Consider the following 14,670-nt stretch of genomic DNA (forward strand, 5'->3'; position numbering starts at 1 on the left):
TTCCGCCACCGGCAGGCACGCGGACAACTGCCGGACATCCGCACCCGATAACGGCCCGTGAGGACCGCTCGTCCGCACCTGCACGGCACGCATCTGAACGGCACGCATCTGAACGGCACGAACCTGCACGGCACGCACTTCGCACTGGCTCGACGACGCGCTTGGGGGAGAAGCTGTGGCGGAAACCGCCCTGTCGGAATCTGTGGTCGCACTACCGGACGTCTGGCGGCTGCGGGCACGCGGCTGCTGGGCGGAAGCCGCGGCGATGCTCGCGCCGTACTGCGGCGACGACCCGGGAGCCGCGCTGCGGCGGGCGGAGATCCTCATCGAGGGCGCCTTCTACCAGCTCGACGGGTGGGCCGAGGCCGAGGACGCGCTGCGGGTGGCCGAGGCGCTGGCCGGCACCGACGAGGAGCGCGGGGCCGCGGCCTCCGAACGCGGCTTCCTCGCCTACGGGGCGACGCTGCACTCGGTCCGTGACCGGGCCGACGAGGCGCGGTCGGCCTTCGGCCGCAGCGCCGCACTGCTGTCCCCGGGCTCGCCCGGGCGGCCCCTGCTGGACTTCCGGCGCGGGCTCGTCGCCCAGAACATCGCGGCGAATCCGGCGGCCGCGCGGGCCGCGTACCGGCGCGCCCACGCGGGTGCGGTGGCGCACGGCAACGCCTTCCTCACGTCGTTCACGTGGCGGCACCTGGCCGGGCTGGCCGCGGCCGACGGCGACCTCGCGGAGGCCAGGCACGGTTTTGCGGAGTCCCTCCGGCTGCGGGTCTCCCTGGGCCACCTGGTCGGCACGGCCCCCGCCCTCCTCGCGCTGGCGGACGTCTCCCCCGACGACGAGGCCGCCGCCCTCCGGACCGAGGCCGCCCGCCTCTACACCCTCCTCGGCGCCATCCCCGCCTGGCTGGCCCCCGCCTTCCCCTCCCCCTGACCCCGGCCCGCGCCCCTGGGCGGTTGACCTCCGCGGAGAGGGTGACCGTTTTTCAGGGGGCGCGAGAAACTGCGCGACCAGCCACGACGGCGGGAAAGGTAGCGGCCACCGCAAGCGGCAACCCCTCAGGGGCGCGGGGAGCTGCACGACCAGAGCCCCCACGGCAGGAGAGACGGCGACGTCACAACAAGTGGCACCCACCCCCGGGCCGCGGGTCACCGCTATGGGCAGGCGGCCAGGTGGGCGCGGAGGACGGCCTCCGGGGAGGCACCCGCGGCGAGGGCGGCGAGGAGGGCCGCGTGTTGCGCCGCGTGGGCGAGGAGAGCGGGCCGCCGGGCCGGCCCAGGCCCGGCAGAAGGCCACTGAGCGCGGCGGTGCAGGTCGTCCGCGACAGCGACCATGTGGGGGTTCCCCGCAAGCCCGAGCAGCGCTCGGTGGAAGGCCCGGTCGGCCTCCGCGTATCCGGCCCGCTCCCCCGCCGCGGCAGCGGCAAGCGCGGCGTCCGCGAGCGGCCGCAGCTCCTCCCACCGCGAGGCCGGCACCGTACGGGCCAGTTCGAGCACCACCGGCACCTCCACCAGCATCCGCACCTCGGCGATCTGAGCGAGGTCGCGGTCGGTGCGGCAGACCACCCGGAAGCCCCGGTTCGGCAGCACCTCCACCGCGCCCTCCCTGGCCAGCAGCTGCATCGCCTCGCGCACGGGCGTGGCGGACACGCCGTAGCGCGCGGCGAGTGCCGGTCCTGAGTGGACGGAGCCCGGGGGCAGTTCCCCGGCGAGCAGCGCGTCCCGCAGCTCGCCCAGGACCTGGTCGCGTACCGACAGCCGTTCCGGCATCCGGCGCGGCGCGGGCAGCGGCGCCCATCCGGGGTGCGCGGACGCGACGGGGTCCATCGGCTGCTGCACCTGCTCTCACCACGGTCGGAGGTCATTGCGGGCCGGCGATGTCACCCGCTCGGCGTACTGCGGTGAGCTTAGACCCCGCCGCCACCCGTTAAGGTAAGGCTTACCTCCCCCGGTGATCCCCGGCCCCGTCTGGACGGTTCCCGCATGCCCGTGACCAGCCCCGCCTACGCACGCCTCGCGGCCGTCTACCCCGGCCTGCGGGTGACCGAGGGCGCGCCGCGGTCGGACGCGGGCTGGACCGCGTCCGCGGAGCTCGCGGCGGGCGGGGCGTTCCTCGACGCCTTCGCCGGGCGGGACGCCGAGCAGATCACCCGGGAGTACGGCCGCCCGCCGCGGCCCGACGTGGCGGCGGCGCTCGCGCTGCACCGCTACGCCTGGCCGGCCTGCCTGCTCTTCACGGTGCCGTGGTTCCTGCACCGCCGGGTGCCGCGGCTGCCGGTGGCGGACGTGTCCTTCCACCGCGCGTCCGGCCGGATGACCGTACGCACCCGCTCCTTCGGCTGCCTGCCGGACGACCCGGCGGCCGTGCTGCCCGGCGCCCGGGTGCTGCCGACCGAGGCGGCGCTGCGCGACGAGCTGCGGTCGGCGCTGGCCGAGCATCTGACGCCGGTGCTCGACGCGTTCCGGCCCTTCCTGCGGCGCGGGCCGCGGGCCCTGTGGGGCATGGCGACCGACGAGATCGCCGAAGGCCTGTGGTACGTCGGGCGCCTGATGGGCCGTGAGGAGCGGGCGGTGGCCGACCTGAGCGCGCTGCTGCCCGGCGGCACCGTGCCGTACGCCGGCGGCGCCCAGTTCCGCGGCGCCGAGCGGGCCGGGGACCCGCGGGACGCACCAGAGAGCGGGTGCACGCGCGACCGGCTGACGTGCTGCCTGTTCTACACCGTCAGCCCCGACCGGACCTGTGCGTCCTGCCCGCGCGGGATCGAATCGGACCGAATCCGGCACCGCGCGTCGGTCGCCTGATCGATCACGCTACGCTTTCGCTCAACTCAGCTGTTCTGGCACGCGAGTTCGACCAACGTCCCCCGTGACGGGACTCTTGTGCCATAACGTCTGCACTCACCCGCGCTCTTCGCAAAGATGTCGGTCGTAAGCCGTCCCGCGGCCCGAGCGCGACGGAAGCGACACTAGGAAACGCACATGAGAGACATTTCGCTGGACTGGGTGCTCTCGGGCATCGTCGGCCTGGTCGTGCTCGCGGCCTGTGCCGTCGTGTTCCGCAGCCGACGTACGCGCGCCACCGAGAGCGCGCCGGGCGACTCGTGGGAGCGCAGCGAGGAGCGCCGCCGCCGCAAGGAGGCGATCTACGGCAGCGCGTCGTACGTGCTGCTCTTCTGCTGTGCCGCGGTGGCCGCCGCACTGTCCTTCCACGGACTGGTCGGCTTCGGCCGGGAGAATCTGAACCTCACCGGCGGCTGGGAGTACCTGGTGCCGTTCGGCCTGGACGGGGCGGCGATGTTCTGCTCGGTGCTGGCGGTCCGGGAGGCCAGCCACGGTGACGCGGCGCTCGGTTCGCGCATGCTGGTGTGGCTGTTCGCGGGTGCGGCGGCGTGGTTCAACTGGGTGCACGCGCCGCGCGGGGTGGACCACGCGGGCGCGCCGCAGTTCTTCGCCGGCATGTCGCTGTCGGCCGCGGTGCTCTTCGACCGGGCGCTGAAGCAGACCCGCCGGGCGGCGCTGCGCGAGCAGGGCCTGGTGCCCCGCCCGCTGCCGCAGATCCGGATGGTGCGCTGGCTGCGGGCACCGCGGGAGACCTTCGCGGCCTGGTCGCTGATGCTGCTCGAAGGCGTGCGGTCGCTGGACGAGGCGGTCGAGGAGGTCCGCGAGGACAAGCGGCAGCGCGAGCACAACGAGCTGCGGCAGCGCGACCACGAGCGCCTGGAGCGGGCCAAGATCAAGGCACTGAACCGGCAGAACAGGCCCTGGCCGCGCGGCCCCAAGGGCGGCCGGCAGGTGGAGCTGCCCGCGTCCGGCGCGGCAGGCGGCGGTCAGGCCGTATCGGAGCCTGCCATAGGTGCCGGCGCGGACCTCCCGTCGGCGGAGCTGCCGGTACGCTCCCGGCCCGCTCTGCAGCCGGCGCGCGACGAGGCGGCGGAGCCCGCGACGGCTGCGACGGCCTTCACCATCGACCTGACGGCCGAGGACGACACCATGACGCTGCCCAGGCTCGACTCGCTGGAGCGCAAACTGGAGGAGATGGAGCGGCAGTTCGGCTGACCACCGCTTCCGGTCAGGGCTGCGCGGAGCCGCGTACGGGCAGGGTCGCCCGTACGCGGCTCGCTGCGTCTCGGCGGTGCCGACCGCCGCCGGCAGTGGCGCGGTCGCGGCCGCGCAGGTGCGGTTCAGGCGGCTGCGGAGCCCAGTTCGAACCAGACGGTCTTGCCCGCACCGCTCGCCTGGATGCCCCAGGTGTCGGCGAGTGCCTCGACGAGCAGCAGTCCGCGGCCCGAGGTGGCGTCGTCGGCGGGGCGTACCCCGCCGGGCGGGCGCCGCGGTGGGCGCCTGCCGAGCGAGTCGTGCACCTCGACCCGCAGCCGCTTCGCGGGTCCCGGCGAGAGGGTCGCGGTGAGGACGGCGCCGCCGCCGGTGTGCTGGAGCGCGTTGGTGACGATCTCGGTGGCGAGCAGTTCGGCGGTGTCGGCGAGCGCCGGCACACCCCAGAGCCGCAACTGGTCCCGAAGGCGTCTGCGGGTGTCGGCGACAGCGCGCAGATCGGCGCGCCGCACCGCGTACCGTAAGTGATTCCCCGTGCTGTCCGTGGGCTCCCCCGATCTGGTCCGGACCGATTCCCCGTCGTAAGGCATGCCCATCGGTGCGCGGTCCAGTCCTTCGCCCGGTCCCGGCCGCCGCGGAGAGGCTGCGCCGCCGAACGGGAGCGAACTGCCGCTCGACAGTTGGGCGTTGAGAGGTCCGATGTATAACGTCGCGAAGCCTTGACAGAGCCCTCCCCTGCCGCCACTGTGTGGCCCATTCATCCCCCTGTGTTTCTCGGATGTTGCGCCTGTGCCACAAGTCCTGTTGCCTCGGGAGGAACCACCCGTGAACCGAAAGCCCCACACTTTCGGCCGACGCCGAATGATCCGACCATCCGCCCTGGGAGTGACCGCGCTGCTCGCGGCCGGTCTCCTCGTACCCGCCGTCGCGCCGACCGCCACCGCGGCGACCCCGACCACGGCGTGGCAGAACGGCAGTTACCACGTCGACACCCCCAACGTGGTCCGCCGTTCCGACATCGTGCTCGGGTCGCCCAACAGCCAGGCCGCCCAGTCGCTGCCGCTCGGCAACGGCTCGCTCGGGGTGGCCGCCTGGGCCGCCGGCGGCTTCACCGCACAGCTCAACCGGTCCGACACCCTGCCGGGCCGCAAGTCGCCGGGCCAGGTGCAGATTCCGGGCCTGTCCCGGCTCACCGGCGCCTCGGACTTCAAGGGCACCCTGGACCTCTACACCGGGGTGCTCACCGAGACCGGCGGCGGCATGTCGGCCAAGGCGTGGGTGTCGGCCACCAAGGACGAGCTGGTCGTCGACGTCACCGGCGCCGACCCCAACACGGCCCAGTCCGCGACGGTCAGCCTGTGGTCGGGCCGCAACCCGCAGGCCGCCGCCTCGGGTTCGATCGGCACGCTCGCCGAGACCTGGGTGGACAACCAGGAGGCCGGCAGCTCGGGCCGCACCTTCGGCTCGCTCGCGGCGCTGTCCGCCGGCGGCCGCAACGTCTCCGCCCAGGTGGTCAACAGCACCCAGGTGAAGGTCAACTTCACCCCGAACACCGACGGCTCCTACCGGGTGATCGTCGGCGCACCGACCTGGACCGGCGGCAACGCCGGCAGCACCGCGTCCAGCCTGCTCGGCTCGGACGCGACCGTGGCGGAGTCCTCGCTGCTGGGCTCCCAGCAGTCCTGGTGGTCCAACTACTGGGCGAACACCGGCCTCCTGGAGGCCAACTCCTCCGACGGCCAGGCGCAGTACATGGAGACGCTGCGCACCATCTACCTGTTCATGGAGGCCGCCTCGATGCGCGGCACCATCCCGGGCAGCCAGGCCGGCGTCGCCGACATGTTCAACTTCGGCCAGGACCACCAGAACTGGACGCCGTCCGCGACCTGGCTGTGGAATCTGCGCACCCAGATCTCGGCGAACATGTCGTCGGGCAACTTCGCGCTCAACATCCCGATCTTCAACCTCTACCAGAACAACCTGGCGGCCATCGAGACCTGGACCAAGCAGCAGATGGGCGGCCTGCCGGGCGCCTGCGTGCCCGAGGTGATGCGTTTCAACGGCAACGGCGGCGACCCCAACCCGGGCGCCAACGCGGCCTGCAGCCAGCCGGGCAGCCCCAACTGGAACGCGCTGGACATCACCTCCGGCGCGGAGATCAGCCTCTACGTGTGGCAGCAGTACCAGGACACCGGTGACCTGAACTTCCTGCGCACGTACTACCCGCTGATGAAGGAGTCCGCGGTCTTCCTGCTCGCCTACCAGAAGGTCGGCTCCGACGGGAAGCTGCACGCGGTCGCCAACGCGCACGAGACGCAGTGGGCGGTGCAGGACCCGACCACGGACCTCGCGGCCGACGCGGCGCTCTTCCCCGCGGTGATCAAGGCGGCCCAGCTGCTGAACACCGGTGACAGCTCGCTGATCTCGCAGCTGACCACCGCCCAGGGCCAGATACCGCCGTGGGCGCGTACCGACTACGGCCGCACCCAGGTGCTGCCTCCGTCGGCGGACTCGTCGAACAACGACATCATCGCCTACTCCTACCAGCCGACCGCGCAGATCAGGAACAGCGAGAACATCGACCTGGAGCCGGTCTGGCCGTACAACCTGATCACCGACGACCCGGGGTCGCTCAAGGACCTGGCCGTCCGCTCGTACAACCACCGGGCGGTGACCGGCGGCAACGACTGGAGCATGGACGCGATCGACGCGGCCAGGCTGGGCCTGGCCAGCGAGGTCGCGGCCAGGCTGGTGTCCATCACCCAGAGCCACCAGGTCTACATCAACGGCCTGGCCGACCTCGGCAACAGCGTCGGCACCCAGGGCTACATCGAGCAGATGTCCGGCGTCGCCACGGCGCTGAACGAGGCCCTGGTGCAGGACTACGACGGGCTGCTGCGGATCGCGCCGGCCTGGCCGTCCGGCTGGGACGTCAGCGGCACGGTCTCGGTGCAGGGCAACACCAAGGTCGATGTGCAGGTGCAGGGCGGCACCCCGGTCACGGTCGCCATCCAGGCCGGGTCGTCGCAGACCATGCGCGTGCGCAACCCCTGGCCCGGTCAGCAGATCCAGGTCGTGAACGGCTCGTCGGGCGCGGTCGTGGTGGCCTCCACCACCGCGGGCACCATCAACGTCCCGGTCTCCTCCGGGCAGTCCTACCTGGTGCAGCGGACCGCCTCGCCGACCACCTCGCTGCCCTACGCGCAGGTCGGCGGCTCGCCGGCGACCGCCGCCCGGCACCTGGGCAACGTCCAGATCGGACTTGACGGCGGCGGCAGCACCAACCCCGGCAGCGGCACCGTGATCTCGCTGCGGGCGCACGCCAACGGCGACTACGTGACCGCGGACAACGCGGGCGCGGCACCGCTGATCGCCAACCGCACCTCGATCGGGCCCTGGGAGCAGTTCGACGAGATCGACCAGGGCGGCGGCTACATCGCGCTGCTCGCGCACGCCAACAACAAGTACGTCACCGCCGACAACGCCGGTGCCGCGCCACTGCTGGCCAAGGTCGACGCGGTCGGCACCTGGGAGCAGTTCCAGCTGGTCCGCAACGGCGACGGCAGCGTCAGCCTCAGGGCGCGGATCAACAGCAACTACGTGACCGCGGAGAACGCCGGCGCCTCCGCGCTGATCGCCAACCGCACCTCGGTCGGACCCTGGGAGGAGTTCGACCTGATCAGCAGCTGACCAGCAACTGACCGGCAGCAGACCTCCGAAGAGACGTACGTCACGTGCCGCGCCCGGATACGACCCTACGGGCGCGGCACGTTGCGCAGGTTGGCGCGGGCCATCTGCACCATCTTGCCGACGCCGCCGTCCAGCACCACCTTGCCGACCGACAGCGCGAAACCGCCGATCTGCTCGCCGGTGATCTTCGGCGGGAGGGACAGCGCGTGCGGGTCGGTGACCACGTCCACCAGCGCGGGGCCCTTGTGCCGGAAGGCGTCCTTGAGCGCGGAGCGCAGCTCCTTGGGCTTCTCCACCCGCACCCCGTAGGCGCCCGCGGCGCGGGCCACCGCCGCGAAGTCCGGGTTGTGGTTGGTGGTGCCGTAGGCGGGCAGCCCCTCGACCATCATCTCCAGCTCGACCATGCCGAGCGAGGAGTTGTTGAACAGCACCACCTTCACTGGCAGGTCGTACTGCACCAGCGTGAGGAAGTCGCCCATGAGCATGGCGAATCCGCCGTCGCCCGACATCGACACCACCTGCCGGCGCCGGTCGAGGAACTGCGCGCCGATCGCCTGCGGGAGCGCGTTGGCCATCGAGCCGTGGGAGAAGGAACCGATCACCCGGCGCTTGCCGTTGGGCGTCAGGTAGCGGGCCGCCCACACGTTGCACATCCCGGTGTCGACGGTGAAGACCGCGTCGTCAGCGGCTTCCTCGTCCAGGACCGAGGCCACGTACTCCGGGTGGATCGGCAGGTGCTTGCCGACGTTGCGGGTGTAGGCCTTGACCACGCCCTCCAGCGCGTCACTGTGCTTCTTCAGCATCCGGTCGAGGAAGCGCCGGTCGGTCTTCTCCCGCACCCGCGGGGCCAGGCAGCGCAGCGTCTCGCCCACGTCGCCCCACACCGCGAGGTCCAGCTTCGAGCGCCGGCCCAGGTGTTCCGGCCGCACGTCGACCTGGACGATGGTCACGTCGTCGGGCAGGAAGGCGTTGTAGGGGAAGTCGGTGCCGAGCAGCAGCAGCAGGTCGCACTCGTGCATCGCCTCGTACGCGGCCCCGTAGCCGAGCAGTCCGCTCATGCCGACGTCGTAGGGGTTGTCGAACTGGATCCACTCCTTGCCCCGCAGGGCGTGCCCCACCGGGGACTTGACCCGTTCCGCGAAGGCCATCACCTCGTCGTGCGCACCGGCCGTGCCGCTGCCGCAGAAGAGGGTGACCCGGTCGGCGCTGTCCACCATCCGGGCCAGCTCGTCGATCTCCGTGTCGCCGGGGCGGACCGTCGGGCGCCGGGTGACCAGCGCGTGCTCGATGCTGCGCTGCGGCGCCGGGTGCGCGGCGATGTCGCCCGGCAGGCTGATCACCGACACCCCGCCGCGGCCCACCGCGTGCTGGATCGCGGTCTGCAGCACCCGCGGCATCTGCTGGGCGTTGGAGATCAGCTCGCTGTAGTGGCTGCACTCGGCGAACAGCCGGTCAGGGTGCGTCTCCTGGAAGTAGCTGGTGCCGATCTCGCTGCTGGGGATGTGCGAGGCGAGCGCGAGCACCGGGGCCATCGAGCGGTGCGCGTCGAAAAGGCCGTTGATCAGGTGCAGGTTGCCCGGCCCGCAGGAACCGGCGCAGGCGGCGAGCCGCCCGGTCAGCTGCGCCTCGGCGCCCGCGGCGAAGGCCGCCGTCTCCTCGTGCCTGACGTGCACCCACTCGATGGAGTGGCTGCGGCGGACGGCGTCCACCACCGGGTTCAGGCTGTCGCCCACCACCCCGTAGAGCCGCTGCACGCCCGCGCGCACCAGGATGTCGATGAACTGCTCGGCCACGGTCTGCTTCGCCATGTACCCATCTCGCCACGGTCACCGTGCGGGCGCATCCGCGCGAACCGCCGCCCGGCGGTCAGGCGTCCCAGACCGTCACCGCCGTGCGGTCGTCGGCGTAGCCCTTGACCCGGGTCTGGGTGTCGGCCAGATACGCCGCCAGGCCCGGCACCCGGCCGCCGCCCCAGCGTTCGGCCAGATGGGCGCCCAGCGCGGGTTCGCCGCGCAGCGGCTCCGCCAGGCCGGCACTGCACATCACCAGCGCGTCACCCGGCTGGGCGACCGTCGCGCGGAACCGGAACGGGGCGGCGGTCTCGTCCAGTGCCTGGTCGAGGTCCTGCCAGGCACCCGACCTGATACGGAACAGCCCGCCGTCGCCGACCCCGAAGAACAGCCGGATCGGGCACGCCGGGTCCGCGGGCAGCAGCAGGCAGCGCAGCGACGCCGTGTACGTGCCCTCGTCCAGACCCAGGTCCTCACCCCGGGCGCGCAGCCGCCCGTAGCAGCGGTCCGTCAGCCGGTGCAGCCCGGACTTCAGCGAGCCGCGCCGGGCCGCGCGCATGTCCTGGGACAGCCGGTCCCTGCTGCGGCCGACGGCCCCGGCGATCCACCGCACCGCGTCCTGCGCGGCCCGGTGCGCGTCGTCTGCGGCCCGGGCGCCGCTGGCCATCGCGACCAGCAGCAGCGCGTCGTCCCCGGTGCCGAAGCGGGCGGTGATCAGCGCGTCCCTGCGCGGCTGCCCGCGGTAGCGCGCGGAATCCCCGCGCACGCTGACCGTACGCAGGGTCAGGCTGCCGTACTGGGCCCCGTCGAGCACGGTGTCGGCCATCAGCCCGTCAAGACCGTCGGGATCCGCCTCGGGCCAGGCAGTCGGCTCCGCCGCGTAGGTCGGCGGCCCGCCCCCCACGACCTCCGCCTCCGGCTCACGCTCCCCCGTCGCGGCGACCCACCCGGGCGGCAGCTCAGGCGCCCACCGCACCCCGCCTTCCCCGAACGCGGTCTCCCCCCAGACGTCCCCGCCCCGGGGCGCCCCACCCGCATCGTCGAGCCGCGCGGGCGGCATCGGAGGAAGCGGGCGCGGCACGGGCCGAGCCCCCGCCGAGCCGCTCCCGCCGCCTTGCCCGCCGTACGTCCCGGCCGCCGGCTGAGCACCATCACCCGCCCCGGCCCGCGGAGCCAGCGGCAACCCGGAACCACGCCCGTACAACTCGACGGACCCACCCCCGTCAGCACCAGGCGCGGGCTGCGCGACCCCGGCGCCGGGGTCGCTAGGCACGGGACGCGGGAAGGGCGGAGGGACGGGAGTGCTCCCGGGACTCCCAGGCGGGCCGTCGTATGGGCGGCCGCCGGGCGCGGGCTGCGCAACGCCTCCGGCGTCAGGCTCGCCCACCGCGGGACGCGGAAACGGCGGAAGGTCCGGGGCGCTCGCGGAAGGCTCGGGCGGGGCGCCGGGCGGCTCCGCCGGGGCGTTCTCGTGCGGGGGTGCCTGCGGGAAGCCCTCGGGGGTCGGCGGCGGGGTCGGGGCCTGGGGGTCTTTCGGCGGGGTCGGGGGCTGGGGTGGCGGGGAGGTCCAGGGCTCGGCGGGGCGCAGGGTCACGCCCGGGTCCTCGGCGGTCGTGCGGGGGTCCGGCTGGGCGGGGAACCGCGGGGCGGGCCAGCCGGGCGGACGGCGGTCCGCGGCAGGCGGTGGCGTGGCGGGTGCCCAGGGCACCGCGGGGGCGGGCGGTGCGTCGCCCCACGGGCGGGACGGCGCCGGGGCGTCGCGGTCGGCGGCGGATTCGGCCTGCTCGGGGTGGGCAGGCCGCGCCGACCAGGCGTCCCACGGGCGTGCCGCACCCGCCTCCGGGGCGTCGTCCTCCTCGGCCTCCGGGGTCGGGAACATCGGCCGCGCCGACCACGCGTCCCACGGCGGGGGCTCGGGGGCGGGGTCCGGGGCGGGTGCCGCCGGGCTCTCTTCACGGGTCCCGGGGGGCGCGGGCGGCGCCGCCTCCGGCAGCGGCTCCGCGTCCTGAGGCCTCGCGGCGGAATCCGGCGCCGGTCCGGGGGACGGCTCGCGGTCCTGCGGGACGGCCGTGGGCGCGTCCGGCTCGGCGCCGGACGGCGACGACCCGGCCACCGGCGGACTGGCCAGCTGCGGACTGGCCACCGGCGGATCCTCGGCCGAGACATCCGGCGCGGACGGGGCGGACGGCGCGGACGGCGCGGACGGCTCAGGCGGCGCAAGCGACGCGGGCGCCCCAGGCGGCGCGGCCGGCGAATACGGCTCAGGCGGCGCGGCCGGCCCCCGATCCGGGCCGGGCGCCGGCGGCGGGGGCGTGCGGGTCGGGCGGGGCCAGGAGGCGGGCGGGGCCGGGGCGGTCGGGCGGCGCAGCCGCAGCGTGTCCGCGGCCGGGGGCGCCGGAGGCGGCGGCGACATCGCGGTGAGCGCCGAGTCGAAGTGCGCGTCGACCGACTCCGGCGCGGCGGGACCAGGCCCGGCGGCCGCCTCCTCGTCGTACAACTGCCGCCACCAGTCGTCCTCTTGGCCCTCGCGCGACTCCCCCTGCTGGCTCATGCCCTTATTGTCCACCGCCCGGGCCGCCGGGAAACGTGGAAACGCCGCGCCGCCTGCCACCGCACCCGCCACACCCGCACCTCCGCCCGCCGTCCGGACCGCCCGGACGGGCGAGGGCCACCGGAATCCGGCAGGGTGGGACCCATGGGGACCGCACAGTCGATCCTGATCGGCGCGGTGATGCTGCTAGGCCTCATCGGCGTGCCGGTCCCCGGCGTACCGGGAACCCTGCTGTGCTGGGCCGCCGTCCTGTGGTGGGCGACGTCCGTGCACACCGCCCTCACCTGGGGCGTACTGGCCGGTGCCACCGGCCTCCTTGCGGTCGCCCAGGTCCTGGTCTGGCGGCTGCCGCCACGCCGTATCCGCGACTCGGGCGTCGGCTGGCGCACGGTGATCGACGCCGGGGCGGTCGCCGTCGCGGGCTTCTTCCTGGTGCCGGTGGTCGGCGCCGTCCTCGGCTTCGTCGGCAGCATCTACGTCACCGAACGGGTCCGCCTCGGCGGCGGCCACCGCTCCGCCTGGACGTCGACCAGGCGGGTGATGCGTACGGTCGGCGGATCGGTCCTCGTCGAGCAGCTGGCGTGCCTGCTCGTCGTCGGCACCTGGCTGGTCGCGACCGTCGTGAGCTGAGTCCGGAGCCGCGACCGGAACCCGCGACCGTCACGGCAGCCCGGCAGCCGGGACCCGAGCGCGGGCCGGCGACTTTCAGGCCGCTGAAAATTCCGCCGGCCCGGCGCCGTCACCCCAGCTCCACGGCTTCCAAACTGGTCTGGACCACAGTGGTTCTCCTCAACCCCTTTACGCCAAGGGGAAGTTCATGCGTCACTCATGGCGCGTTCACATCAAGCACATCGTGCGCACCGCACCACACAGCACCATCGTGCGCAGCACCGCACCGCACCGCACCGCACCACGACGCTGTCGCACCACCCCGCACTTCCCCCGCGCGAGGACGCGCGGACCCCCGAGCACCCCGGCACCCCGCACCGGCGGGGCAGTCGGTGACCGCTCGCGCGCTACGCGAGTAGACCCGCCGGCCGCACGCGGCAGGACGGGTCAGGACGGGTCAGGGCACCACCGGACCCCGGCCGCCCCCGGCCGGGCACAGCACGACCCCGCACCAGGCACACCCCCCGCACCACCCCCCAACGCGCCAGGAGGAAAGCCTTGTTCTCCCGAATCCGCAACACCCGGGCCGTGCAGCGGAAACTGATGGTGGCCGGAGTCCTCGCCGCGAGCACGGCGCTCGCCGCGACGATGTCGGCGGGCACCGCAGGCGCCCAGTCGCTGCCGTCCGGCAGCCACATCCCGCTCGGCGGCGGCTACATGGGTGTCGGCTACACCCAGGACAGCAAGGCTCCCGCCCCCGACAGCCGGCAGCTCAGGCTCGACGCCCCCGGCATCATGGCGCCGAACGCCTCCTACCCGGCGGGCATCGACGTCTCGCACTACCAGGGCACGATCAACTGGACGTCGGTGAAGTCGGCCGGCATCCAGTTCGCGTACATCAAGGCCACCGAGAGCACCAACTACAAGGACCCGACCTTCAACGCGGACTACCTCAACGCCTACAACGCCCGGGTGATCCGCGGTGCCTACCACTTCGCGCGCCCCGACCTGTCGACCGGCGCGGCGCAGGCCAACTACTTCGCGAGCAACGGCGGCGCCTGGTCCGCGGACAATCTGACACTGCCCGGGATGCTGGACCTGGAAGGCGGCTGCTACGGCAAGTCGGCGGCCTCGATGCAGTCGTGGATCCTGGACTTCTACAACACCTACAAGTCAAGGACCGGCCGTGACGTCGTCCTCTACACCAGCGCGAGCTGGTGGAACTCGTGCACCGGCGGCTGGGGCGGCATGTCCGCCAGGAGCCCGCTGAACGTCGCGCACTGGACCAGCGCAGCCAGCCCGACCATCCCGAGCGGCTTCCCGTTCTGGACCTTCTGGCAGTACAGCGACTCCGGATCGGTGAGCGGCGTCTCCGGCGCCGTGGACCGCGACCGGTTCAGCGCGGACAGCACCCGCCTGCTGGCACTGGCCAACAACACCCCCTGACCCGCATCCACTCGGACCTGCGACCTAGGACCCGCCTGGGCCGCAGGTCCGATGAAGCGGTCTTCCCGGCGTGTGAGTCTTGACCCCATGACGAAAACTTCCGCACGGACGCAACTGGACGACACCGAGCTGGCCTACCTCCACGACCAGCGCCTGGGCCGGCTGGCGACGGTGGACGCGAAGGGCCGGCCGCAGGCCAACCCGGTCGGTTTCTTCCTGCGCCCCGACAGCACGATCGACATCTCCGGCTACGCCATGGGCACCACCAAGAAGTGGCGCAACATCGCAGCCAACGCGCACGTCTCGCTGGTCGTGGACGACATCGCGAGCCTGCGGCCGTGGAAGGTCCGCGGGGTGGAGATCCGCGGCACCGCCGAGCAGATCGTCGGCCCGCACGACCTCGGCGCGCACTTCAGCCCCGAACTGATCAGGATCACGCCCTACGCCATCTACAGCTGGGGCCTGGACGCCTGAGATGATCCGTCGTGCCCCGCGGGGCGGCCTCCCGCGGGGTAAAGCTCACGCTATGAAATAAGA

Annotated in this window: 11 protein-coding genes; 7 read left to right on the forward strand and 4 right to left on the reverse strand. The window is 73.4% G+C overall.

From position 1 onward, the window contains the following. Positions 1 to 175 precede the first annotated feature (175 nt). Entirely contained in the window at positions 176 to 928 is a 753-nt protein-coding gene (locus OG702_RS08210) for a hypothetical protein (RefSeq protein ID WP_442814339.1), read from the forward strand. 221 nt (positions 929 to 1,149) lie between these two features. Here OG702_RS08210 and OG702_RS08215 read toward each other — a convergent pair whose 3' ends face one another. Continuing rightward, positions 1,150 to 1,821 (reverse strand): GntR family transcriptional regulator, encoded by a 672-nt coding sequence (locus OG702_RS08215; protein WP_327288194.1) that lies wholly within the window; start codon positions 1,819 to 1,821, stop codon positions 1,150 to 1,152. A gap of 156 nt (positions 1,822 to 1,977) precedes the next feature. On the opposite strand from OG702_RS08215, the gene OG702_RS08220 reads away from it, so the two are divergent. Together OG702_RS08220 and OG702_RS08225 are read left to right on the forward strand one after the other, a co-directional pair. Next, complete coding sequence (locus tag OG702_RS08220) at positions 1,978 to 2,796, forward strand: (2Fe-2S)-binding protein (protein WP_327288195.1); 819 nt, start codon at positions 1,978 to 1,980, stop codon at positions 2,794 to 2,796. A 177-nt stretch (positions 2,797 to 2,973) separates the two neighbouring features. Beyond that, positions 2,974 to 4,050, forward strand: coding sequence for a DUF2637 domain-containing protein (locus OG702_RS08225; RefSeq protein ID WP_327288196.1), 1,077 nt, complete (start codon positions 2,974 to 2,976; stop codon positions 4,048 to 4,050). Positions 4,051 to 4,175: 125 nt separating this feature from the next. Here OG702_RS08225 and OG702_RS08230 read toward each other — a convergent pair whose 3' ends face one another. Beyond that, the gene (locus OG702_RS08230) at positions 4,176 to 4,559 is read right to left on the reverse strand and encodes an ATP-binding protein (RefSeq protein ID WP_327288197.1); all 384 of its coding nucleotides are present in this window, start codon (positions 4,557 to 4,559) and stop codon (positions 4,176 to 4,178) included. Between the two features lie 349 nt (positions 4,560 to 4,908). On the opposite strand from OG702_RS08230, the gene OG702_RS08235 reads away from it, so the two are divergent. Continuing rightward, positions 4,909 to 7,737, forward strand: a complete 2,829-nt coding sequence (locus OG702_RS08235) for a hypothetical protein (RefSeq protein ID WP_327288198.1) — start codon at positions 4,909 to 4,911, stop codon at positions 7,735 to 7,737. Positions 7,738 to 7,802: 65 nt separating this feature from the next. On the opposite strand, the gene OG702_RS08240 is transcribed toward OG702_RS08235, so the two are convergent. Both OG702_RS08240 and OG702_RS08245 read right to left on the reverse strand, forming a co-directional pair. Beyond that, positions 7,803 to 9,545: a pyruvate dehydrogenase gene (locus OG702_RS08240; protein ID WP_327288199.1), complete on the reverse strand. Its 1,743-nt coding sequence runs from the start codon at positions 9,543 to 9,545 to the stop codon at positions 7,803 to 7,805. 58 nt (positions 9,546 to 9,603) lie between these two features. Beyond that, on the reverse strand, positions 9,604 to 10,503 hold the full coding sequence (locus tag OG702_RS08245; protein WP_327288200.1) for a protein phosphatase 2C domain-containing protein: 900 nt from the start codon (positions 10,501 to 10,503) through the stop codon (positions 9,604 to 9,606). Positions 10,504 to 12,222: 1,719 nt separating this feature from the next. On the opposite strand from OG702_RS08245, the gene OG702_RS08250 reads away from it, so the two are divergent. The 3 genes from OG702_RS08250 (at position 12,223) to OG702_RS08260 (ending at position 14,607) form a co-directional block, all read left to right on the forward strand. Beyond that, on the forward strand, positions 12,223 to 12,708 hold the full coding sequence (locus OG702_RS08250; RefSeq protein ID WP_327288201.1) for a DUF456 domain-containing protein: 486 nt from the start codon (positions 12,223 to 12,225) through the stop codon (positions 12,706 to 12,708). A 582-nt stretch (positions 12,709 to 13,290) separates the two neighbouring features. Then, the gene (locus OG702_RS08255) at positions 13,291 to 14,133 is read left to right on the forward strand and encodes a GH25 family lysozyme (RefSeq protein WP_327293134.1); all 843 of its coding nucleotides are present in this window, start codon (positions 13,291 to 13,293) and stop codon (positions 14,131 to 14,133) included. A gap of 87 nt (positions 14,134 to 14,220) precedes the next feature. Then, positions 14,221 to 14,607, forward strand: coding sequence for a PPOX class F420-dependent oxidoreductase (locus tag OG702_RS08260; RefSeq protein WP_327288202.1), 387 nt, complete (start codon positions 14,221 to 14,223; stop codon positions 14,605 to 14,607). Positions 14,608 to 14,670: the final 63 nt, after the last annotated feature.

The sequence above is a fragment of the Streptomyces sp. NBC_01198 genome (assembly GCF_036010485.1).
In the GTDB taxonomy this organism is placed as follows: Bacteria; Actinomycetota; Actinomycetes; order Streptomycetales; family Streptomycetaceae; genus Actinacidiphila.